This is a genomic window from Dickeya sp. NCPPB 3274 (assembly GCF_000406205.1).
In the GTDB taxonomy this organism is placed as follows: domain Bacteria; phylum Pseudomonadota; class Gammaproteobacteria; order Enterobacterales; family Enterobacteriaceae; genus Dickeya; species Dickeya fangzhongdai.
Window position 1 is genome coordinate 534517 of the sequence record NZ_CM001979.1, and the last position, 23230, is coordinate 557746.

21 protein-coding genes and 1 pseudogene are annotated in these 23230 nt (G+C 59.4%); 12 read left to right on the top strand and 10 right to left on the bottom strand.

The window, feature by feature from the left end; genetic code table 11:
- Positions 1 to 189 precede the first annotated feature (189 nt).
- Positions 190 to 870: a DapH/DapD/GlmU-related protein gene (locus DXX3274_RS03100; protein WP_042858517.1), complete on the top strand. Its 681-nt coding sequence runs from the start codon at positions 190 to 192 to the stop codon at positions 868 to 870.
- Here the strand turns inward: DXX3274_RS03100 and uraH are convergent.
- The 3 genes from uraH to DXX3274_RS03115 form a co-directional block, all read right to left on the bottom strand.
- Positions 855 to 1187 (bottom strand): hydroxyisourate hydrolase, encoded by a 333-nt coding sequence (uraH, locus tag DXX3274_RS03105; RefSeq protein WP_042858519.1) that lies wholly within the window; start codon positions 1185 to 1187, stop codon positions 855 to 857. The genes DXX3274_RS03100 and uraH overlap by 16 nt on opposite strands.
- Positions 1184 to 1684 carry a 2-oxo-4-hydroxy-4-carboxy-5-ureidoimidazoline decarboxylase gene (uraD, locus tag DXX3274_RS03110; protein WP_038662683.1) on the bottom strand — a complete coding sequence of 167 codons (501 nt, stop codon included), beginning with the start codon at positions 1682 to 1684 and terminating at the stop codon, positions 1184 to 1186. The genes uraH and uraD overlap by 4 nt, the downstream gene beginning before the upstream one ends.
- A gap of 274 nt (positions 1685 to 1958) precedes the next feature.
- Positions 1959 to 2897, bottom strand: coding sequence for a LysR family transcriptional regulator (locus DXX3274_RS03115; protein ID WP_042858520.1), 939 nt, complete (start codon positions 2895 to 2897; stop codon positions 1959 to 1961).
- A gap of 129 nt (positions 2898 to 3026) precedes the next feature.
- Between DXX3274_RS03115 and DXX3274_RS03120 the strand changes: the two genes are divergently transcribed.
- The 3 genes from DXX3274_RS03120 (at position 3027) to hpxO (ending at position 6321) form a co-directional block, all read left to right on the top strand.
- On the top strand, positions 3027 to 4061 hold the full coding sequence (locus DXX3274_RS03120) for an aromatic ring-hydroxylating dioxygenase subunit alpha (protein WP_042858521.1): 1035 nt from the start codon (positions 3027 to 3029) through the stop codon (positions 4059 to 4061).
- A 17-nt stretch (positions 4062 to 4078) separates the two neighbouring features.
- Entirely contained in the window at positions 4079 to 5101 is a 1023-nt protein-coding gene (locus tag DXX3274_RS03125; RefSeq protein WP_050569797.1) for a PDR/VanB family oxidoreductase, read from the top strand.
- A 65-nt stretch (positions 5102 to 5166) separates the two neighbouring features.
- The gene (hpxO, locus tag DXX3274_RS03130) at positions 5167 to 6321 is read left to right on the top strand and encodes an FAD-dependent urate hydroxylase HpxO (protein ID WP_042858522.1); all 1155 of its coding nucleotides are present in this window, start codon (positions 5167 to 5169) and stop codon (positions 6319 to 6321) included.
- An 80-nt stretch (positions 6322 to 6401) separates the two neighbouring features.
- On the opposite strand, the gene DXX3274_RS03135 is transcribed toward hpxO, so the two are convergent.
- On the bottom strand, positions 6402 to 7076 hold the full coding sequence (locus tag DXX3274_RS03135) for a GntR family transcriptional regulator (protein ID WP_050569798.1): 675 nt from the start codon (positions 7074 to 7076) through the stop codon (positions 6402 to 6404).
- A gap of 169 nt (positions 7077 to 7245) precedes the next feature.
- Between DXX3274_RS03135 and DXX3274_RS03140 the strand changes: the two genes are divergently transcribed.
- From DXX3274_RS03140 to DXX3274_RS03155, 4 genes are read left to right on the top strand one after another with little or no spacing between them, the layout of a single operon-like run.
- Entirely contained in the window at positions 7246 to 7938 is a 693-nt protein-coding gene (locus DXX3274_RS03140) for a DUF2848 domain-containing protein (protein ID WP_042858523.1), read from the top strand.
- Between the two features lie 10 nt (positions 7939 to 7948).
- Positions 7949 to 9337 (top strand): amidase, encoded by a 1389-nt coding sequence (locus DXX3274_RS03145; protein WP_084478680.1) that lies wholly within the window; start codon positions 7949 to 7951, stop codon positions 9335 to 9337.
- Between the two features lie 48 nt (positions 9338 to 9385).
- Positions 9386 to 10039 (top strand): DUF4286 family protein, encoded by a 654-nt coding sequence (locus DXX3274_RS03150; RefSeq protein ID WP_042858525.1) that lies wholly within the window; start codon positions 9386 to 9388, stop codon positions 10037 to 10039.
- Positions 10036 to 11349, top strand: coding sequence for an MFS transporter (locus DXX3274_RS03155; RefSeq protein WP_152495217.1), 1314 nt, complete (start codon positions 10036 to 10038; stop codon positions 11347 to 11349). The genes DXX3274_RS03150 and DXX3274_RS03155 overlap by 4 nt, the downstream gene beginning before the upstream one ends.
- Positions 11350 to 11401: 52 nt before the next feature.
- Here the strand turns inward: DXX3274_RS03155 and DXX3274_RS03160 are convergent, their stop codons facing one another.
- From DXX3274_RS03160 to DXX3274_RS03170, 3 genes are read right to left on the bottom strand one after another with little or no spacing between them, the layout of a single operon-like run.
- Positions 11402 to 12217 carry a carbohydrate ABC transporter permease gene (locus tag DXX3274_RS03160; protein WP_042858526.1) on the bottom strand — a complete coding sequence of 272 codons (816 nt, stop codon included), beginning with the start codon at positions 12215 to 12217 and terminating at the stop codon, positions 11402 to 11404.
- Positions 12217 to 13089 carry a carbohydrate ABC transporter permease gene (locus DXX3274_RS03165; protein ID WP_042858528.1) on the bottom strand — a complete coding sequence of 291 codons (873 nt, stop codon included), beginning with the start codon at positions 13087 to 13089 and terminating at the stop codon, positions 12217 to 12219. The genes DXX3274_RS03160 and DXX3274_RS03165 overlap by 1 nt, the downstream gene beginning before the upstream one ends.
- Positions 13090 to 13142: 53 nt before the next feature.
- Entirely contained in the window at positions 13143 to 14393 is a 1251-nt protein-coding gene (locus DXX3274_RS03170; RefSeq protein WP_238556113.1) for an extracellular solute-binding protein, read from the bottom strand.
- Positions 14394 to 15020: 627 nt separating this feature from the next.
- On the opposite strand from DXX3274_RS03170, the gene DXX3274_RS03175 reads away from it, so the two are divergent.
- Both DXX3274_RS03175 and DXX3274_RS03180 read left to right on the top strand, forming a co-directional pair.
- On the top strand, positions 15021 to 15623 hold the full coding sequence (locus tag DXX3274_RS03175) for a GNAT family N-acetyltransferase (RefSeq protein WP_042858530.1): 603 nt from the start codon (positions 15021 to 15023) through the stop codon (positions 15621 to 15623).
- Positions 15624 to 15635: 12 nt separating this feature from the next.
- The gene (locus tag DXX3274_RS03180) at positions 15636 to 16721 is read left to right on the top strand and encodes an ABC transporter ATP-binding protein (RefSeq protein ID WP_042858532.1); all 1086 of its coding nucleotides are present in this window, start codon (positions 15636 to 15638) and stop codon (positions 16719 to 16721) included.
- 34 nt (positions 16722 to 16755) lie between these two features.
- On the opposite strand, the gene DXX3274_RS03185 is transcribed toward DXX3274_RS03180, so the two are convergent.
- Complete coding sequence (locus DXX3274_RS03185) at positions 16756 to 17868, bottom strand: ROK family transcriptional regulator (protein ID WP_042861845.1); 1113 nt, start codon at positions 17866 to 17868, stop codon at positions 16756 to 16758.
- 59 nt (positions 17869 to 17927) lie between these two features.
- Positions 17928 to 18815 carry a BadF/BadG/BcrA/BcrD ATPase family protein gene (locus tag DXX3274_RS03190; protein WP_042858534.1) on the bottom strand — a complete coding sequence of 296 codons (888 nt, stop codon included), beginning with the start codon at positions 18813 to 18815 and terminating at the stop codon, positions 17928 to 17930.
- A 302-nt stretch (positions 18816 to 19117) separates the two neighbouring features.
- Here DXX3274_RS03190 and DXX3274_RS03195 point away from each other — a divergent pair, with 302 nt between their 5' ends.
- The gene (locus tag DXX3274_RS03195; protein WP_042858535.1) at positions 19118 to 20269 is read left to right on the top strand and encodes a Gfo/Idh/MocA family protein; all 1152 of its coding nucleotides are present in this window, start codon (positions 19118 to 19120) and stop codon (positions 20267 to 20269) included.
- 89 nt (positions 20270 to 20358) lie between these two features.
- Here DXX3274_RS03195 and DXX3274_RS03200 read toward each other — a convergent pair.
- Positions 20359 to 22709: pseudogene (locus tag DXX3274_RS03200) on the bottom strand (heavy metal translocating P-type ATPase).
- Positions 22710 to 22779: 70 nt separating this feature from the next.
- On the opposite strand from DXX3274_RS03200, the gene cadR reads away from it, so the two are divergent.
- Complete coding sequence (cadR, locus tag DXX3274_RS03205; protein WP_038662639.1) at positions 22780 to 23211, top strand: Cd(II)/Pb(II)-responsive transcriptional regulator; 432 nt, start codon at positions 22780 to 22782, stop codon at positions 23209 to 23211.
- The last annotated feature ends 19 nt before the right edge of the window (positions 23212 to 23230 follow it).

Consider the following 23230-nt stretch of genomic DNA (forward strand, 5'->3'; position numbering starts at 1 on the left):
ATGTTCGCCTAGGTTAGGCGCACTTTGATGACGGGTAAATTTCACACAGTCATGAAGTTGTAAGCGGATCTTAATCGCGCCGGGCCTGACATGCTGCTGTCATCGGCCAGTGACAGGATGAGTTTTTGGCTTCGTCACGCTTGCTGACGCCATTTCTTCATTAACTTCACCGCACCAGGAAAACCGATTATGCGTCCTCAACCGCCATCGCCGGTGCTCAGCCCGGAACCCCGCCTTGCCAGTGATGTAAAAGCCCACCATATCGAATTGGGGCGCTGGACGGAAGTGGCTGAACGAACCGTGCTCAACCATGTCTCGCTGGGTGATTACAGCTACATCATGAATGACTGCGACCTGATGTTTACCCGTATCGGCAAATTTACCTCGATCGCCTCGCATGTGCGGGTCAATCCCAGCAACCACCCGTGGTGGCGGCCGACGCTGCATCATTTCACCTATCGCCCCGGTAAATACCGCCTGAGTGATAATCCGGCGGCGGTGGACGAGGAGATTTTCACCTGGCGTCAGCAGGATGAGGTCGTGATCGGCCATGATGTCTGGATCGGCCACGGCGCCATCGTGCTGCCGGGCGTGACCATCGGCAACGGCGCTATCGTCGGCGCGGGCAGCATCGTGACCAAGCCGGTACCGGCCTGGACGGTGGTGGTCGGCAACCCGGCGCGGGTGCTGCGCCCGCGCTTTGAAGACCCGGCGGTGGCGGAAAAACTGGAGCAACTAAGCTGGTGGGACTGGCCGGACGAGAAAATCCGCGATCATATGCACCTGTTCCAGCAGGATGTGACCACGTTCGTCGACTATTTCTATCGCGACGCGTCGTCCCCGACGCCGTCCGATCAACTGCCGCGATAGGTAGACCACGACCAGGGCGAAATCAGAAACGGCAGGTGGTAATGCCCGGCGTCGCCCAGCCGCACGTCAATCTGCGCGCTCACGTACAGCGCTTCCCGGTTGCCGGCGGCAAACCAACGGCCGATGTCGGCCGTCAGGCGGTAGTGACCGGCGGGCAGCGGGTCGGGCGTGAAGCTGGCGATGCGGCCGTCATCGTTGGTCTGATGCTGCGCCACGGGTTGCCAGCTGTCGTGCACTCGTCGCTCCAGCAGGACCTGGACGCCCGCCGCCGGCTGGCCCAGCGCCGTGTCCAGAATGTGGGTGCTGAGGGTACTCATTCGCCGATAGTTCCTTCCAGTCTGAGCAGGGTAATCTGGCGCAACTGTTCCAGCGCTTCCGCCGTTTCCTGCTGGGGTGTGTTTTGTAGCCGGCGGTGCAGAATATGCAGGATTTCTTCGCCGCTGCGGCCTTTGGCGCGAATCAGAAACACCCGGCCAAAGTGGGATTCGTAACGGGCGTTGCCCGCCCGTAATGCGTTGGTCAGCGTGTTATCGTTGGACCGTACCGCCGCCTGTTCCTGACGCGATAGGCCGGCCTCCGGCGTCGGGCCGTGCGCCGGCTCGCCGATGCGCGGGTGCGTGCGCAGCGCCTGAGCCAGTTCTTCTTCCTGCCAGCCTTGCGTGGCCTGTAATCCGGCCGCCAGCAACGCCGCGCGGTTGCCGTAGGGACGGCCGGCGGTGACCTGCTTTGCCCAGCCGGGCAGGGTCACGCACGGCGTTAGCAGCGCCACCGCTTCGCTGACACTGAGCAGATTAAACTGTTCTAACGTGATCATCGTCGCTCCTTGTTCGGTTGTATTGACGCAATGCGGCGCAAATTCCCTGTTGTCACGCCGGTTTCACAGGATAGGATTTTTCTTTTTGCAACCCACTTGCAACTAACATGCCAGCCGTAATTCGACCGACAGCTCAGAAACCGGTGTAGTCTGGCGCATACAACCGGCTCACAGTGGCGCAACGTATTGCACTTTTATGGTGCAATTGCGGGGGTGGTGTCATTGTGAATGTGGTGCAATTGCGGCGCCATCGGTGTGGCACACCTGGACGGCGTTACGTCGGTGAAGGGGAATGCCGCCCGGTTGTCTCTGCATCCAGTTGTTCGATCGCCTGAGTAAAGTGAGTAATCACTAATTGTGCAGCACGCGACAACTGGCGGCTGGGAGCAACACACAGCGCCAGGGTCAGCGGCCGCACCGCCTGATGGGTGAAGGGCACGAACGCCAGCGACCCCTCGCGCACTTCGCTATAAACATCCAGCAGACTCAGCACGCCGACTCCCACACCCTGACGCACCAGCGACTTCATCACCCGCAGGTCGTTGCACACCATGTGTTGCGCCGGGGTCAGGTTATGCCGGTGGTACAGCCCTTCGGTACGCTCATGCACCATCAGCGGTGCGGCGGGTAACAGTTGTCGGTCGGCGGCCAGTTGGCTGACAGTGAGCGCCCGCTCACTAGCCAGTGGATGGTCAGGGCGCATCACCGCGCCGATGGGGATTTCGGTGAAGGCGCGCACTTCAATGCCCCGGCTTTCCAGCGGGTCGAGCAACAGGCCGATATCCACCTCTGCTTCCGCCACCAGCCCGTTAATAATGTGGCTTTCATGGGTATGAATATCGAAGGTCAGGTGAGGATACTGGCGGCTTACCGTCGCCAGCGCCTGTATCAGCGGCCCGTCGCTTAACGCGGCGATCATCGCCACCGACACATGACCGCGCCGCAGCCCCTGCAGGTCGTCGAAGCGCTGGCGAGTGAGCGCATACTCCTTTTTCCAGCGGCACAGGTCGCTGTAAAGCAATTCGCCGGCGGTGGTCAGTCGCAGTCCGGCAGGCAGCCGTTCAAACAGCTGCGTTTCCATCATCGCTTCCGCCAGCAGAATCTGCCGGTTGATGGCGGAACTGGAAACGTGCAGCACCTCGGCCGCCTTGCGCAGGCTGCCGGTGCGGGCGACCGCCATAAAATAGTGGGAAAAGCGGGAGAACGGGTCCATCGGCTTCACCTGTACGAATTTTTGCAGCGATAATGTTAAAAATCTATTATGGACTGCAACACTTCCTGTTATCCACAATAACCTCACCTGTTAATTTCCCCGGCCGCCGACGGCATAAAAGGTGATGTGATGAAACCCACGCTGACACCCCCTGCACACTGTTCCTTCGAGGTAGACGATTGGATTCGTCTGGCGTGCTGCTGGCACCCGGTGGCGCTGGCGAGCGACGTCGGCCCCGCGCCGACGCAGGTCACGCTGCTGGATGAGCAACTGGTGGTGTACCGAATGGGTGACGAGATCGTGGCGGCGCGTGATATTTGCCCGCACCGCGGCGTGCCGCTCAGTATGGGATCGCACGATGGCGAGGGCATCGTTTGCCCCTACCACGGCCTGCGTTTCGGCGCCGGCGGGCGCTGTAACCGCGTGCCGGCCAGCCCGGATCAGCCGATTCCCGCCAAACTGCATCTGAATACTTTCGCGGCGCGCGAGCAGTATGGGCTGGTGTGGGTGTGTCTGGCGCCGCCGGACGGCATCCTGCCGGAACTGCCGCACATGCCGCACTGGAATGACGCCGGTTTCCAGCAGATTGTCTGCCCGTCGTTTGATATCGCCGGGTTTGCCGGTCGCCAGATTGAAGGCTTTCTTGATGTGGCCCATTTTGCCTGGGTGCATACCGACACCTTCGCCGACCCGGACAATCAACAGGTTGCCGATTATCAGCCGGTGGAAACGCCGTATGGTTTCAGCGTGGACTACGTCAGTTCGGTGTCCAATTTTGCCCGCGGTTCCGGACGGCAGGAGCCGGAAGGGTTCGTCTGGCTGCGCCATTTCGAGATGTTCCTGCCGTTTACCGCCACGCTTACCATCCATTTCCCGGATGACGGGCGGTTGGTGATCATGAATGCCGCGTCGCCGGTTTCGGCGCGCAAAACCCGCCTGTTTGTGCCGATCGCCCGTAATTTCGATCTGCACATTCCGGTGGAGGATGTGCATGCCTTCAACCTGCGGGTGTTCGAGGAGGATCGGACGATGGTGGAAAGCCAGCGACCGGAGCATCTGCCGCTGGACCTGACGCTGGAAGCGCACATTCCGGCGGATCGCAGTTCGATCGCCTATCGTCGCGGCCTGAAAAAGCTGGGGTATGGCGAGTTCTTTCTGGTATGAGCGCGGGAGGAAAGGCGATGGAAATACCGAGCCGGATAAACGCTGCGGGCGAGATAAAAAATACGACCTTGGCAAACACCATGACCGTGGTGGTCGATGCGCTGTCCCGTCAGGGCGAGGGCAACGTGGCGCTACGGCTGGTGGCGCCTGATGAACAGCCGTTGCCTGCCTTCGAGGCGGGCGCGCATGTCGATGTACATCTGCCGGGCGGCGTGGTGCGCCCCTATTCGCTGACGGGCGACCCGGCGGATCGCAGTCACTATCTGTTGTGCGTGCGACACGATGCGGCGTCGCGCGGCGGTTCTCGTTACGTGCACACCGCATTGCGGGTGGGGCAGCGGCTGACGATCTCCCCGCCGCGCAACGCGTTCGCGCTGGCGCCGGCCTGTGGCTATCTGTTGCTGGCGGGCGGGATCGGCATTACGCCGTTGCTGGCGATGGCGCACGCGCTGGATCAGGCCGGTCAGCCGTTCGAACTGCACTATTTTGTTCGTCGTCGGTGTGAGCTGGCGTTTCGTGAGCGGTTCAGTCAGGGGTTCCGCCACGGCCACTGTCAGATCTGGTGCGCCGACGAAGGAGACAGCCCGCGTCGCCGCCTACCGGGCAGCCTGTACGAGGGTGCCGAAGGCCGACGATTGTATCTGTGCGGTCCGGCCGGGTTCATGACCCATGTAACCAACGAGGCGCTGGCTCACCAGTGGCCGGCGTCCGCCATTCACGCCGAAGCGTTTTGCGCTCCGGCGCAAACTCATGCTGATGACGCCGACGAGCGGACGTTTACCGTCGAGCTGGCGTCCTGCGGCCGCACGTTCACCGTGCCGCCGGAGAAAACCATCGCCAGCGTACTGCTGGAGCATGATGTGGCGGTGCCGCTGTCGTGCGAGATGGGGATTTGCGGCGCCTGCCTGACGCCGGTGCGCGACGGCAGACCGGATCACCGCGACAGCGTGCAGTCGGACGCGGAAAAAAGCGCGCCGCAACAACAGATTGCGCTGTGCTGTTCCCGCAGCCGATCGGCGCATCTGGTGATTGAATTGTAGCGGTTGAAGGCAGCGATTGGCTGCCGCGGGCGGTGCGTTTACCGCGATAGTAAGGAGAAACGCGAATGAAAGCGCTGGTAATCGGGGCCGGGATTGGCGGGTTGTGCGCGGCGGCGGCGCTGAAAAAAGCCGGCATGGAGTGCGAGGTGTTCGAAGCGGTCACCGAAATCAAACCGGTGGGCGCGGCCATTTCGGTGTGGCCGAACGGCGTGAAGTGTATGCGGTCGCTCGGCATGGGCGACATTCTGGACCGCGGCGGCGGCCCGATGCACGACATGTCCTATCAAGACGGACGGCGGGGCGACACGCTGACCCGCTTTAGTTTGCAGCCGCTGGTCGATCAGGTGGGGGAACGCCCTTGTCCGGTGGCGCGCGCCGAATTACAGGGGCAGATGTTGGATCACTGGGGGCGCGACCGGGTTCAGTTCGGCAAGCGTGTGTGTCAGGTGGAGGAACTGGGCGGCACGGTCCGCGCGACCTTTACCGATGGCACGGCGGCGCAGGGCGACCTGCTGATTGCCGCCGACGGCGCTCATTCCGCGGTGCGCCCGTATGTGCTGGGGCATGCGCCGGCGCGGCGTTATGCCGGGTACGTCAACTGGAACGGACTGGTGGCGATCGACGAAAGCATCGCGCCGGCCCGCCAGTGGACCACGTTTGTCGGCGAAGGCAAACGGGTGTCGCTGATGCCGGTGGCGAACGGGCGCTTCTACTTCTTCTTTGATGTGCCGTTGCCCGCCGGGCTGGCGGAGGATCGCCACAGCGCGGGTCAGGATCTGCGGCGTTATTTCGACGGCTGGTGCGCGCCGGTGCAACGGTTGATCGCACAGCTTGACCCCGGCGCCATCAACCGGATTGAGATCCACGACATGGACCCGGTGGAACGACTGGTGCGCGGCCGGGTGGCGTTGCTGGGCGACGCCGGGCACAGCACGACGCCGGATATCGGGCAGGGCGGTTGCGCGGCGATGGAGGATGCGGTGGTGCTGGGGCAGGCGCTGGCGGGGCATCACCCGATAGAGACGGCGCTGCGGCAGTACGAGCACCAACGCCTCGATCGCGTGCGCGATTTGGTGTTGAAAGCGCGCAAACGCTGTGACCTGACCCACGGCAAGGTGTGGGAGCAGACGCAGGCGTGGTATCAGGAACTGCGTCAGGAAACCGGCGATCGCATCATCGCCGGGTTACGCGACACGATACAGGGTGGTCCGCTGGGATAGCCTGCGACGAGATGGTCAACGGCAGTAGGTGTCTTGCCGCGGTACTCCCTGATTTCTCGCCGATTTTCTCGGTCTGGCGATCAGTTGCTGAACAGCGCGTGACGAAATGACAGGATATGCGCCTGCGTTGCCGCTACGGCGGCGTCGCTATCTTGTTGTTCCAGCGCGCTGATAATCGCGTCGTGTTCGTTAACCACTTCCTGCATGTGCCCTTCCCGAGACAGGGTGGTGGCCCAGAAGCGCTGTGAGCGGGCGTTCAGAACACTCAGGATATCCGCCAGAATACGGTTGCCTGCGATATGCCCCAGCTGTTGATGGAACTGGTGATCCAGCGTCATCATGTTGATATGGTCGCGTGTTTCGCTGGCGATGCGAATCTGCTGGTTGATGGCGCGCAGTTGGGCAATATCCTGTGTTGTGCAACGCTGGCACACCAGCCGGGTGCACAGCATCTCATTCACCATCCGAACTTCGATCAGTTCTACGGCGTCGTCCAGCGACAACGGCGACACCATCATGCCTTTACGCGGGATAATCTGTAGCAAGCCTTCATTAGCCAGCCGATGTACTGCCTGAATAATCGGGGTCCGGCTTAGTGATAACTCCGCCATGACCTGTGCGGTATTCAGGTATTCGCCCGGTTTATAGCGCAGGCTGATCAGCGCAGCCTTGAACCGTTCATAAGCCTGCTCATTGAGTGATCCTCCCGCTTCTTGCGCCGTTCCGGATGGCGTGATTTCACTAACGACTCTCACTCTTCGCTCCTGCTTGTTTTTTATATCGTCAACCGTACTCGTCAATTATGGCGAACCTGTATCTATAGCGAACCTACATCTTATCGAAAAATTCTGGCATGGAAATCGCTTAATTACATCGTGAAGTGTCAGTGAAATTTCACTGTGTTTTTATAAATGAGGCGATGTTATGACACTGAATTTTAGCTTATTTGCTGATTTTAAAGAAATTCCAATCAGTTTCGATGCGCGAGACGTGGTGATTGCCGGGTGGACCGGGCGCGATCGCGAGGCGGTTATGCACCATATTCGGGAATTGGCGGAGCTGGGCGTGCCTCAACCTAGTGCAATCCCGCTGTTTTATCGGGTCGCGGCTAACCAACTGAGTCAGTCGGAGCGGATTGAGGTGGTGGGCGAGAGCACGTCGGGTGAAGCGGAACCATTACTGTTCCGCCGCCAGGGCGAGTGGTATGTGTCGCTGGCATCCGATCACACCGACAGAAAGCTGGAAGCTGCCAGCGTGGCGCTTTCCAAGCAGGTTTGCGTTAAGCCGGTAGCCCGGCAGGCGTGGCGATTTAGCGATGTCGCGGAACACTGGGATCAACTGCAACTGCGTTCATGGATTCTGGAAGACGGCGAATATCGGCAGTATCAGCAGGGCACGCTGGCGGGATTACGCCGACCGGAAGAACTGTTGGCGTTGTATGCCAGTCGCCATGACAGTGACTTGCCCGCTGACGGGGTGGCGATGAGCTGCGGGACGGTGGCCGCGATTGGCGGTATTCGCCCGGCGGCCGCCTTCCGTATGGAACTGGTGGACGATGTTCTCGGCCGCGTGATTCGTCATCAGTATGCGATCACGACATTGCCGGTAGTCGCGTGAGGCGATGATCATGAATGAACCGAATGAACCGAATGAACCGAATGAACCGAATGAACAAACGCTGACATCACTGTCTCTGGCGCTGGCGCAGCAACGCCAGACCGCCACGGCGCTGACTCGTCAGGCGCTGGATCGTATTGCCGATCCGCAGGGCGAAGGGCGGCGAGTCTTTACCCGAGTGTACGGCGACTGGGCGCAGCAGCAGGCTATCGAGTCGGATCAGCGTCGGCAGGCCGGCACCCCCCTGTCACCGCTCGATGGCATCCCGGTATCCATCAAAGATCTGTTTGATGTCGCGGGCGATACCACCACGGCTGGTTCACGCGTGCTGAGTGATGCCCCGGCCGCCGTTGCCCACGCGGCGGTGGTCACGCGTTTGCTGCGTGCTGGCGCGGTCATCGTCGGCAAAACCAACATGACCGAGTTTGCCTATTCCGGTCTGGGTCTCAATCCACACTATGGCACGCCGCGCAATCCCTGGGATCGCGCTACCGGGCGTATTCCCGGCGGGTCGTCTTCAGGGGCGGCGGTGTCGATTACCGATGGGATGAGCTACGGCGCCATCGGCAGCGATACCGGGGGATCCGTACGTATCCCCGCCGCGTTTTGCGGCCTGACAGGCTTTAAACCTACCGCCCGGCGCGTGGAACAAACCGGCGTGCTGCCGCTATCCGCCTCGCTGGATTCAGTGGGCGTGCTTGCTCACGACGTGGCCGGATGCCAGTTGTTGGACAGCGTCATCGCCCGTCAGTCGTTGACGCCGGAGCCAAAGTCGCTGGCGCGCGCCCGCTTTGCGGTGGCGACGACACTGGTGCTGGATGGGTTGGACGACGCCGTCGCCGCCGCCTTTAACCATACCCTGACGCGGCTCTCCCGTGCCGGCGCGACCCTGATCGAGCTGCCGTGCCAGCCTTTTGCGGAACTGGCGCAGATTAACGCCGGCGGCGGCTTTACCGCGCTGGAGTCATGGCAGTGGCATCGCGCCTTGATCGCCCGGCGTGCCGACAGCTACGACCCGCGCGTGTTATCGCGCATTCGCAAAGGCGAGGCGCTTGGGGAACGTGAGGCGGGCGAGCTGGCGGCGGCGCGTGCGGACTGGCAGCGGCGCGTTGCGGCGCTGTGGCAGTCATTCGACGCGGTGCTGATGCCGACGGTGCCGATGGCGGCGCCGTCGATTGCGGAGCTGGAAGGCAGCGAAGATGCCTATTTCTTCGCCAATGGCCGCTCGCTGCGTAATACCGGCACGATCAACTTCCTTGATGGCTGCGCGCTGTCGTTGCCCTGCCACCAGCCGGGCGAAGCGCCGGTGGGGTTGATGGTGGCGGGCTTGCCGTTTCGTGATGGTGAAGTGCTGGCATGGGCCAGCGCGATAGAAAAGCATCTGGCGCAGACGGCCTGATGCGCTTAATCCGTTTTGACGTGTGACCATTCTTATCAGGAGAACCAAATGACCGCCATGTTTCAGGGTATGCTGTTTGTTGCCACCGATATTGATAGCAACGATGAAGACGACTTTAACCGCTGGTATGACGTGGAACACGTAGAAGAGCGGGTGCGTATCGAGGGCTTTTTGTCCGGCAGTCGCTACCAGTCAGTTAGCGGTGGCCGAAAATATCTGGGGTTGTACAAAACGGCGTCGCTGGCGAGCTTCACGTCGCCATCCTATCAGGCGGCTTTTCAACACCAGACCCCCTGGTCAATAACCAACCTGCAGCGGATGCGCAACCCGATGCGCCGTGTTTGTTCCATTCAGTCCGTGGTTGGGCAAGGAACGGGAAGCCAGCTGGCTATTATCACGCTGCCGGACGGCGACGCAGCCGTCCAGGCTGAAACCATGCGCTTGCTGGGCGAGTCACTGGCAAAAGAGGCGGGATTTGTTCGCTCCAGTTTGCTGCTCCCGGATACCACGCTCAGCAGCCCGCTGCCGAAAGAAGAGACCGAGAACCGGCAACTGCTGCCGATGTTGCTGATTGAAAGCAACCAGTCCAGTGCATGCCGTCATTTCATTCATGCCGCCACCGCGGCGCTCTCCCTGCCCCTGTCCGACGCCATGCATTACGCATTGAGCTGGACGCTGACCGATGAGGATCTGCAATCATGACGATGTCACTTCATGCCGAGACGCCGGCACATGAACAACCCGCTGCGGTGCAGACCAGCCGACTGGCCGCCGCCAGTTCCATCGGCACCGCGCTGGAATGGTACGATTTTACCGTCTACAACCTGATGGCGGCGCTGGTATTTAATCATGTCTTTTTCCCGTCATTTGACCCGCTGGTAGGGACCATTCTGGCGTTTTCCACGTATGCCGTCGGTTATGTATCGCGGCCGGTCGGCGGACTGATTTTCGGTCATCTTGGCGATGTGCTGGGCCGTCGTTTCGTGCTGGTGGCCACGCTGGTCATCATGGGCGTCACTACGGCGATGATGGGACTGTTGCCCGGTTATGCCCAGTGGGGCATCTGGAGCCCGATCCTGCTGGTAAGCCTGCGTTTTATGCAGGGCGTGGCGTTGGGCGGCGAGTGGGCGGGGGCGGTGTTGCTGTCGATGGAGCATGGCAAGCCGCATCAGCGCGGACGTAATGCATCGTTTGCCCAGGTAGGACCGTCCTGCGGTACGTTGATTGGCACGGGGTTTATCACGTTGATTACCTTGCTGCTGTCACCGTCTCAGTTCCTCGACTGGGGCTGGCGTGTGCCGTTCCTGCTGAGTCTGGTACTGGTGGCGTTTGGACTGTGGCTGCGGCGCGGGGTGGGTGAAACGCCGGCGTTTCTGGCGCTGGATCATCAGAAAAAACACCGGGAGGCGCCGCTGAAAACGGTATTCGGCGACCATCTGCGCGCGCTGTTGATCGCCGGCGGCGCCCGTATCGGATCGGATGTATTGTATGCATTGGTGGTGGTGTTTACGCTGACCTACGTAACCACGGTGCTGCAACTGCCGCGGCCGCTGGCGCTGACCGCCACCATGCTGGGCGCGGTCGCCAACGTGATAGCGGTTCCGCTGTTTGGCATCTTGTCCGATCGGCTGGGCCGACGCCCGGTTTATCTGGGCGGCGCTATTGCGGCTATCGTGTGGGCATTTGTGTTTTTCATGCTGCTGGATGCCGCGCAACCGCTAGCGATCTGCGTGGCGGTAGTGGTCGGGCTGATTATCCATGCGGCGATGTACGGCCCGCAGGCGGCGTTCGTGACTGAACAGTTCCCGACGCATGTGCGGTACGCCGGTTCATCGCTGGCTTATACGCTGGCAGGCATTGTGGGCGGTGGTTTCGCGCCGTTGGTGATCACCTCGCTGTTTCGGTCGTGGAACAGCACGCTGGCGATCTCACTGTATGTTTGTCTGGCGTTGCTGGTGACCTGTCTGGCGGTGTTCTGCGCCAGAGAAACCGCGCACCAGCCGTCGGAATAAGGCATCAATGGCATCAGGCGGTCTGATGACGTCAGACCGCCTGAACGCCGCGTTATTTCACTGCTCCTTCGGTTACGCCGCTGATGAATTTGCGCTGGAAACACAGGAAAATCGCTATCAACGGTAAGATGACGATCATCGCGCCAGCCATCAATACCGGAATATTGATGGTGTTCTTATTCTGAAAGAACATCATGCCGATCGGCAGGGTGCGCAGCTCATCCCTATTCACCAGGATCAGCGGGATGAGAAATTCATTCCAGGTCCAGATAAACAGCAGCAGCGCCAGCGTGGACAGCATTGGCCAAATGGCCGGCACCAGAATGCCCCATAGAATTTTCAGCCGCGGCGCGCCATCCATCACCGACGCCTCCAGCAGTTCTTTGGGAACCTGCTGAAATGCCGAGGCGATCATCAGAGTAGCGAATGGCATCGACAGCGCCACCTGCGGCAGAATCAGCGCCAGGTAGCTGTTGGTGAGCCCGAGCCAGTGCAGCTCATGGTACAACGGGATAATGAAGGCTTCCGAGGGCAGCACCATGCCCAGCGCCAGCGCGGCGGCGAACAGCCGTTTACCGGGAATGCGCAGAAACGCGAAACCGAACCCCGACAGAATGCCAAGCAGCAGGCTGCTGATGACCACCGGCACTACCACCAGTATCGAGTTCATGAAGTACAGATTGAAATGCCCCTGCTGCCAGGCGGTAAGGTAATTGTCCAGATTAAAGCGTGACGGCAGCGTAAATACGCCCTGAAACAATTCGGTCTGGGTTTTGAATGAGGTCATCAGCGCCAGACCGAACGGCAGCACCGTCATCAGTGCGACGATCCAAATCAGCACGCGCCAGAAAGCCGGAGGGGTAGACATCAGTAACGCTCCCGAATGGCAAAGTGAATCAGTCCGTTGAGCAGGAAAACCAGCAGCATGCTGACCATGGCGACCGCGGAGGCGTAACCGAAATAGCGCAGATCAAAGCCTTGCTGATACATATAAAGGTTGGTCACCAGCGTTGAGGTTCCCGGCCCGCCTTGCGTCATGACGTACACCAGATCGAATGCCTTGAGGCTGGCGATGACCGTTAACAGCAGCGCGATGCGCAGCTCCGGCCGCAGCGACGGCAGCGTGATGCGTAGAAATTTTTGTCGTCGCGACGAACCGTCCAGATCGGCGGCTTCCAGTAATGACGGATCCATACGCTGTAATCCGGCCATGAACAACACCAGACAGAAGCCAAAGAAGTACCAGGTGGCGACCAGACCGACGGCAGGCAGCGCCCAGTTGAAATCGCCCAGCCAGGAGATGGCCAGTTGCGGCAGGCCGATGGCCCGCAGGAGTTGATCCAGCGGACCAAACGCCGGGTTATACAGCCAGCGCCAGACGACGCCGAGCACCGCCATCGGCATGATGTAAGGCAGGAAAAACAGAATGCGCAGCAGGCTGCGTTCGCTGTCGCTGCGGGTTTCATGCAGAAAACTGCATAGAATCAGCCCTACGCTGATGGGCAACAGTGTGTAGAACAGCATCAGCAGCGCATTGTTGCGTAGCGAGATCCAAAACAGCGGGTCGCTGAACATGCGCACGAAGTTGCTCAGGCCGGTGAACACCGGCCATGACGTGCCGTCCCAATGGGTAAAGCTGATCCCAACCGACGTCAGCAGCGGCAGCAGCAGGAACAGCGCATAAACGATGGCTGCCGGCAGGATGTACAGCATGTTGCGCCACGTAGAGTGATTGAGCATGAGGAGTATCCCTGTAAGCTGGTGGCTGCCCGGCGGCGCGCCGGGCGCTGTCATTACGGTTTCTTTAACGACTTCATATAATTGGCGTAGTCACTGTCCAGATTTGCCACCAGTTGCGCCGGCGTGAGGCGGTTGGCCAGCAACAGTTGCACGTTCTGATTCAGGGTCGTGTTCATGGTCGGCGTAGCCCAGTCCACATAGTGTCCCAGTCCGTCGTAGGCATTGAGATCGACCCAGGTGTGATAAGCCTCTTCCAGCAGCGGATTATCTTTCGGAATGGCCGCGTTCTTATTGGTGCCTGCCGGCAGGAAACCGGCCTGCAGCCAGAGATTGGCCATGCTATCCGACACGATATAGTCGATAAATTTAGCGGCGTCGTCGCGCTGTTCTTTGGTTTTCGCCATGTTGGTAATCGAGTAGGCCAGATCGGTGCCTCCTACCATCAGGGCGTGGTTCACGCCTTCGGCATGGGGAATAGCGGCAAAATGGATATCTTTATTCTGCTTGAACTGGCCCAGATACCAGGTGCCGCTAATCAGAAACGCGGACTGGCCGTTCTGGAATAAGGTGGCGGCGTCGTCATGGCCGATGCCCTGAAAGCCGGGGAAGAAATACCCTTTTTGATTCCAGTCCTGCATGATGCCGGCCGCTTTGAGTAACCTGGGATCGTTGAAGGTGCCGCCCACGCCGTAAATCAACTCATCCAGCGGTTTGCGATTAGCGCTGTCGATGTGCGTTTCCCATAATGTGCTCAGCAACTGCTGGCCCATGTTGCCGTCCAGCAGACCCAGCATCAGCGGCGGAATGCCTTTGGCTTTCAGCGTCGCCATCGCTTTTTCCAGCTCCGGCAGCGTTTGGGGGACGGCGATGCCCGCTTTATCCAGCAATGCTTTGTTGTAATACAGACCGATCATCTCCCCCAGACTGGCGACGCCGTATAACTTGCCGCTGCCGAAATCTTGCTTATCCGACCAACGGTTGCGCTGAAGGATTGAGTCGGGAAAGCGGGTGGTCCAGCCGTACTGTTTCGCGTAGTCATCCAGCGGATAGAGCAGTTTGTCCTTCACCAGCGCACCCATGTCGCCGCCGCCCTGATTGACCTGCGCCACCTGTGGGCCATCGCCGGAGGTCAGCGCCAGTTTTAGCGGTATGCGGGTGTCTTCAAACGAATGCACCGAGCGCTGAATGGTGATGCCGGGATGTTCGGCGGTAAACGTGTTGATGGCCTTTTCGACCGCTGTGGACTGTTCCGGGTAACTGTAAATGTCCCATTCGCTTAATGTGGTTGACTGGGCGGCGACCATGAACAGGCTGGCGATCGCTCCGACCAGAGCCGGCAGGGCGTTTCGGCGGATGGATGTGCGGGAACAAGGCGAAATCATAAATGCGTTACACATAATGCTCGGTACTCCAACACTAGACTGGCATCCCTTCGTCATGGCAACCGCATGCTCCTGCTGGTTGCCGGATGGTAAATGTGACAGCGCTTTACCTGATTTGAATACTTACTTTATGGGTGAAATAAAGTCAAATAGGGTTTGTTTCGTGTTTGTTATTTTTATCTGAGTGATAAATGTACTGTTATAGGTGCTTTTTCAGCTGTTTTAGCTAAGAGATCGTAATGTGATGTTGTATTAAGCTATAAATTATAAGCAATATGGTTGTTTGTTTTTGACTCTAAAATTTGTGATTTTATACACAAAATCATATGAATATCTTATGCTTTTGTTCCGGGTAAAGCCGGGGATACACAGGGTTGCGGCGCATCGGACCGATTTCACCGCATAATATCGCTGTGATGTGATCCTGAACCGATGTTACGGATATCGCTTTATCAGAAAACAGCGCATTTGGTATTTATTTTTTCTTGAAAACTAAGTCGGCATTCTTTAACGTGGTGTTGTTCATATCGTGACCACAGTGAGACTTCTATGACTGCATCCGAAGGCGTGATCCGGCTTGCCCGTGAATCTGATCTCGCGGCGCTGTACGACATCTGCCTGAAAACGGCCAATGCCGGCGGCGACGCATCCACGCTGTATTCCGACCCGCAGTATCCGGGGCAGCGTTTCTCGGTTCCTTATCTCTACTTCGCTGCGCCGTTTGCTTTTGTGTTGGAGCAGGCCGGCCAGGTCACCGGGTATGTCGTGGCCGCGCCGGATACCGTGCTGTTTGAGGAGGCTCTGGCGCAGCACTGGTGGCCCCGATGGCAGGACGCCTATCGCGACCGTCAGGCACTGGCGGAGCGGGATGATTACATCCTGGGGGCGATTCGGCGGCCAGAACGGGCGGCGGCGCAACTGACGTCAGCCTGGCCGGCGCATTTGCATATTAACCTGCTGCCGTCGGCGCAAGGCGGCGGTTGGGGGCGGCGCATGGTGGAAACGGAACTGCGGGCGCTGCGCGAGGCGGGGGTGAAAGGGGTACACCTTGGCGTCAGCCTGCAAAACGAAGCGGTATGCGCTTTTTACCAACGACTGGGATTCCGGCATGTCGTGCGCAGTCATGCCATTTACATGGCGCGGACGCTCTGACTGAGGGTGGTTATGACAAGCTTGCAATTACGAAACGCAAAAAAATCCTACGATCACATTAATGTCATTCATGGCATTGATTTGAAAATAGAAAGTGGTGAGTTTGTGGTATTTGTCGGGCCATCCGGCTGCGGTAAGTCAACGTTGCTCAGAATGATTGCCGGGTTGGAAGAAATTACCGGCGGGCAATTGATGATCGGCGACGACGATATGACCCGGCGTCCGGCGACAGAGCGCGGTATCGCTATGGTGTTTCAGTCTTACGCGCTCTACCCGAATATGACGGTAAAGGGCAATCTGGCGTATCCGCTGGAGGTGGCGAAATGGTCAAAAGCGGAGGTGGCGCGGGCTATCGAAGAGACGGCGGCGAAACTTCATCTGACGGAATTGTTGGATCGTATGCCGCGCGCCTTGTCCGGCGGACAGCGACAGCGTGTAGCCATTGGGCGCGCAATTATACGCAAACCGCGCATTTTTCTGTTTGACGAGCCATTGTCCAACCTGGATGCGGAACTGAGATTGCAGATGCGTATTGAGATAGCACGGCTGCATGCCGCACTGGGCAATACCATGATTTACGTGACGCATGATCAACTGGAGGCCATGACGCTGGCTGATCGGATCGTGGTGCTGCGACAGGGGCGCATTGAGCAGGTAGGCGCGCCGTTAACGCTATACCATGACCCGGACAATGTGTTCGTGGCCGGGTTTATCGGTTCACCCAAAATTAACCTGTTACCGGCGCACATCGTTGATGTGCGGGAAGGGGAAGTCAGGGTTGCGATACCTGATCTGGCGATAGCGGCGCTGCCGCTGCCGATCACGGCGCACTGTCAGGTCGGGCAACAGGTACAACTTGGCGTTCGCCCTGAGCATTTCACTACCGAAGCGCCGTCAGAACAGCGCTTCGACGGCGCCGTATCCTTTACCGAACAACTGGGGCATACCAGTTATCTCCATTTGGATATCGGGCGCGAGACGCTGTTGGTTATCGAGGCGCGTCAGGCTGCTGGGGTGAAAACGGGAGATCAGGTAAATTACGGGCTGAATACCGTGCATTGTCTGCTGTTTGACGATGCCGGGCGACGGTTGCGCTAATGCTTGCCGTGAACGGGGGAAACCCGTTCACGGCTCACTCTTCGTCGGCTCTGGCAGAGAGGATATCGAGTAACTTGTTGACTGCAAAACCGGCCGCACCCAATGCCCACATGCGGTTGGATTCAGTCAGAAATTGCAGCGGCGTCATCTGCGGCGTCAGCTTTAATCGGTGTTTCTGGAAACTCTGCGTGACCTGATCGAGCAGAATATGTGAAGCCATTTGCGGCTCCATCGCCAGATACACCACGTCCGGGTCGAAGGCGATAGCCAGGTTGGCAAGCGATAATCCCAGATGATGGCCCGCTTCAGACAGGGTATCCAATATCGCGGCGGACGGGCGTAGATCCAGTTCGGCCAGGCTGGTGGGCGCATCGCCGCCGTTGAGCGCGGCAATCTGTTGCAGAATGGCCCGTGATGACGCTACTTCTTCCAGCAAGCGTTCCGATCCGTCGCCCAACAACGCATTACCGATTTCACCTGCTTTGCCGTTACGACCGCGATAGAGTTGACGATCGAGAATAATACCGGCGCCGATGCCTTTACCGTAGGTGGCGATAATGGCCGAACTGGCATTGCCTAACTGGCCGAACACCAGCGCAGCCATTGCCATGGCGTTGGCGTCGTTTTCGATAAATACCGGCAGCGAGAAGCGTTCTTCCAGCATACTGGCGATCGGCACCTGATCCCAGTCGAGCACTTTGGAACGGATGCAGTACCCGTTCAGCGGATCGACCAGTCCTGAAATCGCCAGGCCGATCGCGCCGACGTGCTTGTCCTGCACCGTGCGTAGAAAGCGCGCCAGCGCGTCGCTGAGCTGTTTTGGCGTCAGTTCGCCGGAGGGGATCTGTTGCTCGCCGAGTAAATTGCCGGACAGATCGGTCATGACGATCAGGTTGCGTTCCGCGTTGAGCTGGATACCGACTACGGTGGCATAGTCGGCATTCAGCCCCAGCAACGTTTTAGGCCGACCCATCGACACCCGGCGTAATCCCAACTCCTGAATAATTCCCTGCGACAGCAGTCGGTTAGTCGCCTGAGAGACGGTCGACATACTCAGTTCGCTGCGTACTTTCAGGTCAGATTGGCTGATAGGCGCGTGTTCAACGATCAGTCGCAAAATACGTGCGGTTACATTCGGAGCCGTCATCATTCTTTGTGTTTAACCCGAGGATTGCTGAAAAGTGGACAAAAGAATCACGTGCCGCGTCAATACCCGGCAGTCGACTGTTGATGCTGGCGGCGAGCCAGATAAAGCGCGCCGCTGAGCGCATCAGTCTGTGCGGGCACTACTGTAGCCTGAACATGGTGAGGAAGCCAGGGAAGCACGGGAGCGGCCAGCCCACCCATGAGCGACACGCGCCCTTGTCCGCGTTTGATAAGCGCGCTGAGCAGCAGGGTGATGTCATCCGCCGTGCGTTGCAACAGTACGCTTGCTGCCGGGTCTTGCTGTTCTGCCGCCTGAAACACCAGAGGAGCAAACGCCGCCCAGTCGGCGGGCGTGGCGTTGCCTGACCATTGCAATAGCTGCTCAGGGTTATGTTCGAAGCGCGCCATAATCGCCTGAGTCAAGGCGGTGTTTTCTACCAGTTCGTCATGCGCCAGCAATGCATGACGTAACGCGCGGCGACCCAGTTGCGCGCCGGACCCCTGATCGGCGAGCGTGAATCCCCAGCCGCCCACGGAGTGAAATGCCTGCCCGTCCCAGATCACTCCCTGACTGCCGGTGCCGACGATCAGGATCGCCCCCGGTTCTCCCTGATGTGCGCCAATACAGGCAATTTCCGCGTCGGACAACGTTTGATGCCGGTAAAAAGGCGGGCGCCACTGTTGTAAACGCTGACGTAAGGAGGGCACGTTGGCGCCGGCGAGTCCGCTGACGGCAATCGTACGCTGCAAGGCGTCGGCGGGGAGCCCGGCGCGTTGTACGACGTCGTGCGCCAGTAGGCTAGCGGTCTGGAGTGCTTGCGAATAATCGGAATACACGTTGGCTGGCCCGGCCTGACATTCGGCCAGCACGTTCCCTTGCAAATTCGTCAGTCTGGCGCGGCAGTGGGTTCCACCGCCATCAATGCCAAGCAGATATTGTACTTGCACGTTGTGCTCCTTTCACGGCCTGCCATCAGGGTATTAAATCGCCACATTACTGTGCGAAAGATAGGGTAAAAAAACTTAAATCACAATAACAAATAAATATGAAGTGTTTGTGTTTTAAAAAACAACATAAAAAACAATAAATTAATTTTTTATCGTATTTTTGTTATCGCGTTTTTGTTGACATTAGTTTTTTTGTCGTAATAAGTTGGTGGTCAGATAATCATCATTTGGCACGCCGGGTACCTGCCTGGCCTTAATCACGTTGTTGTCGCGGCCGACGCATGGTCGACCAGGGGGATTACATGAAAGTGGGTATTGTGGGCCTCGGCTTCCGTTTGTCGAATGTGGTCAAAGAGTTTCTTAAGGCCGATCCTGATTTTTCCATTGTCGGTTACGCCGATCCCGCGCCTGCCGGGTTACCGGGGCTTCAGCAGGCGGGGATTGATGTGGGAACGGCGTTCGATTCCCTGCAAGCGCTGCTCGCCGCTGGCGGATTCGACATGCTGATGGTGGGGTCGCCCAACTTTATGCATCTGGAACACATCCGCCAGGGGTTACAGGCGGGGTATACCGTGTTTACCGAAAAGCCGGTGGTGATTGACGAAGCGCAGACCCTGGCGCTGGCCGAACTGGTGCGGCAGTATGGCGCCGAACGCATTCTGGTCGGGCTGGTACTGCGTTACTCGCCGCTGTATCAGGACTTGCTGGCAGCGCGGGATGCCAGCCAGCTTGGCGAGATCACCTCTATCGAAGCGACGGAGCATATCCGGCCTTACCACGGCGCATTTTTTATGCGTGACTGGCGCCGTTATGAACGTTATGCCGGGCCTTATATTCTGGAGAAATGTTGCCACGACATCGACCTGTATCAGGGGCTGGTTGGCCAGCGGCCGGTGCGCGTCGCCAGCTTCGGCGGGCGCAAATCTTTCACGCCGTCGCACGCGCCGCACGGTGATATCACGCCAACATCCGAACTTTACCATGTTAAGCCCAGCGGCTGGTCTTCCACTGACGCGGTGTTTGAAAGCGATGCCGATATCGTGGATTACCAGACGGCGATCGTGGAGTATGCCGGCGGCGCCACGCTGAGTTTCCATGCCAATTTGAATGTGCCGGATGAGTTTCGCCGTTTTTGCGTTATCGGCACCGACGGTATGGCCGAAGGCGATTTTGTGCGGAATTTTTTCCGGGTGCATGATGCGCGTACCGGCGACAAAAAGACCGATAAAGCTTACGAGGGCAATGCGTATGACGGGCACTACGGCGCGGATACTCTGATGGCGGAAGAGATCGTGAAGCATTTCCGTCAGGGCACGCCGTTGAAAGTGTCGGTTATCGATGCGCTGGAGGCCGGGCTAACCGCCATCAAGATCGATGAGGCGCGTAAAACTCGTAGTGTGATTGATCTGTCTGACAGTTGGGCGCGCTTCGACGCTTGTCTGGGGCGGGTCTGACGGAACGCCATCAACGGTGTAACGCCGTATCTCAACAAATAACCGGGCGGTTGTTCTCCGCCCGGTTATTGTCTCCGCCCGGTTATTGCCTATGCCGTAGCGGCGGCCGGCGCCTGACGCAGCAGCCGCAGGCCGTTGCCCACCACCAGCAGGCTGGCGCCGACATCGGCGAACACCGCCATCCACATGGTGCCCATGCCCAGCAGGGTGAGCGTCAGGAACAGCGCCTTAATGCCGAGCGCCAGCACTATGTTCTGGATCAGGATGGCGCGGGTGGCTTTGGAGATGCGCACGAATTCCGGGATCTTGCGCAAATCGTCGTTCATCAGCGCGACATCAGCGGTTTCAATCGCGCTGTCGGTGCCCATCGCCCCCATAGCGAAACCGATATCCGCGCGCGCCAGCGCCGGGGTGTCGTTGATGCCGTCGCCCACCATGCCGGTTACGCCTTGCGCCGACAGCCGTTCAATCTGCGAGAGCTTGTCTTCCGGCAACAGGTTGCCGCGCGCCTCATCGATCCCCACGTCGCGGGCGATAGCCTGCGCCACGTGCTGATTGTCGCCGGTGAGCATCAGGGTTTTGATGCCGGCCTGATGCAGTGTGTTGATCGCTTCCTGACTGGAGGGTTTCACCGTGTCGGCCACCGTCATCAGCGCCAGAACCTGTCGCTCGTCGCCCAGGATGATCGCGGTGTTGCCCGCCTGCTCCAGCTCGGTCAGCCGATCGGTAATGACGGCGGTCGCGTCGCCCAGCCACTTTCTGGCCAGCCGTAGGTTGCCGAGAAAATAGCGCTGTCCCCTCAAGAGAACCGGTGACGCCCTGTCCGGCGACGGCGCTGAAATCAACGACAGCAAGCAACGGCGTGCCAGCTTCCTGCGCGGCTCTTGCCACCGCCTGCGATACCGGGTGGTCGGAACGGCCGGCCAGACTGGCGGCCAGTTGGCGGCAGCGGGCGTCGTCAACGCCGGCGACCGGTTCAAAGCCGGTCTGCACCGGTTTGCCGTGGGTCAGGGTGCCGGTCTTGTCCAGCGCCAGCCAGGAGAGGGCGTGGCCTTTTTCCAGAAACACCCCGCCCTTGATGAGAATGCCGCGCCGCGCCGCCGCCGCCAGTCCGCTGACGATGGTCACCGGGGTGGAAATAACCAGCGCGCACGGGCAGGCGATCACCAACAGCACCAGCGCTTTGTAAGTCCAGTCCAGCCAGCTATCGTCAGTAAACAGCGGCGGCAGCACCGCCACCAGCAGCGCGCCGAGAAATACCAGTGGGGTGTAGACGCGGGCAAATTGATCGACAAACCGCTGCGTCGGCGCTTTGGTTCCCTGCGCCTGTTCCACCGCGTGAATAATCCGCGCCAGCGTGGTATTGGCCGCCGCCGCCGTCACCCGATATTCAAACGAGCCGCTTTCATTGATGGTGCCGGCAAACACGCTGTCGCCGACACGTTTATCCACCGGCAGGCTTTCCCCGGTAATCGGCGCCTGATTGACGGCGGAGTGGCCGCTGGTGATTTCGCCGTCCAGCGCGATACGCTCGCCGGGCCGCACCCGTACGATGTCGCCCGGCGTGACGGTTTTGGCTTCCACTTCGCGCCAGTCGCCATCCGGCTGTTGTACGGTGGCGGTGTCCGGCGCCAGATTCATCAGCCCGGCGATGGCGTTGCGGGCTCTGTCCAACGAACGCGCCTCGATGTGCTCGGCAAGGGTAAACAGCACCATCACCATCGCCGCTTCCGGCCACTGTTGCAGGAAAAGCGCGCCGGTTACCGCGATACTCATCAGCGCATTGATGTTCAGGTTGCCGGTGCGAAGGGCAATCCAGCCTTTGCGATAGGTGGTCAGCCCGCTGGCCGCCACGGCGAGAATCGCCAGCACCGCGGCCCACCATTCGGGCAGCCCGGTCCATTCCACCGCTTCCGCGGCGGCGGCGGCGACCACCGCCAGCCCCAGCGGCCACCAGGATTTCTTCGGCTCCGGCGGCAGGGGCGAGCGGTCGTCGCCGGTGCGTACTTCGGGTTCAAAACCTAACGTGCGGATAGCGGCCAGCACCTTGTCCAGCGCGTCGTAGCGGTGGGTGACGGTCATCACCCGTTGCATCAGGTTGAATTCCAGCGCGCTCACTTCCGGCAGGGTGTCGAGTTTTTTGCGCAGCATCGTTTCTTCGGTCGGGCAGTCCATCTGCATGATGCGGATCGGCGTGCGCTGCTGGTCGCCGATGCGCTCCGCGCCAGCCAGCGCATCGGTAGGCTGAGCCGGTGCCGGATGGTCGCAGCAGTGACTAGTACAAGATTGCCCGCTTTGCGGGTTACCCGCGGTTTTTAGTCGCGGCCTGACCCAGTCCGGCGTGAGCCTGCGGGAGTGGTCGGAACAGGGCCTTGCCCGGTTTTTCCAGCGCGACAGGCTGGAACTGACGCGGAGAAGTGGGTGAATGTTTCTCTGACATGGTTGATTCCTGTTCGTGGTTTTGTTGTAGTAAAAACCCTGTAGCAACTACAGGGTCAAGGGGGAATCACATGAAAATTGGCGATCTGGCGAAAGTGGCCAACACCACACCGGAAACCATTCGTTTTTATGAGAAGAAAGGGCTATTGCCGGAACCGGAACGAACCGAAGGGAACTACCGCTACTACCATCAGTTTCATGTCGACCGGCTGCGGTTTATCCGCAACTGCCGCTCGCTGGACATGAACCACGATGAAATTCGCGCCCTGATTGCGCTGAGCGAGCAACCGGCCGCCAGCTGCGAAGGGGTGAACGTGTTGCTGAACGAACATCTGGGGCACGTGGAGGCGCGCATTGCGGAGCTGCAGCAGCTGAAAGCGCAACTGATGCACATCAGCCAGCGCTGCCAGGTCACGCAGACGGTGGACGGTTGCGGCATCCTGCACGGTTTGTCTGTGCTGGAACCGGAGGACAGCGGCACCGGTCATACGCATTTGGGGTGAACGTAGCCGCTGCGCGCGC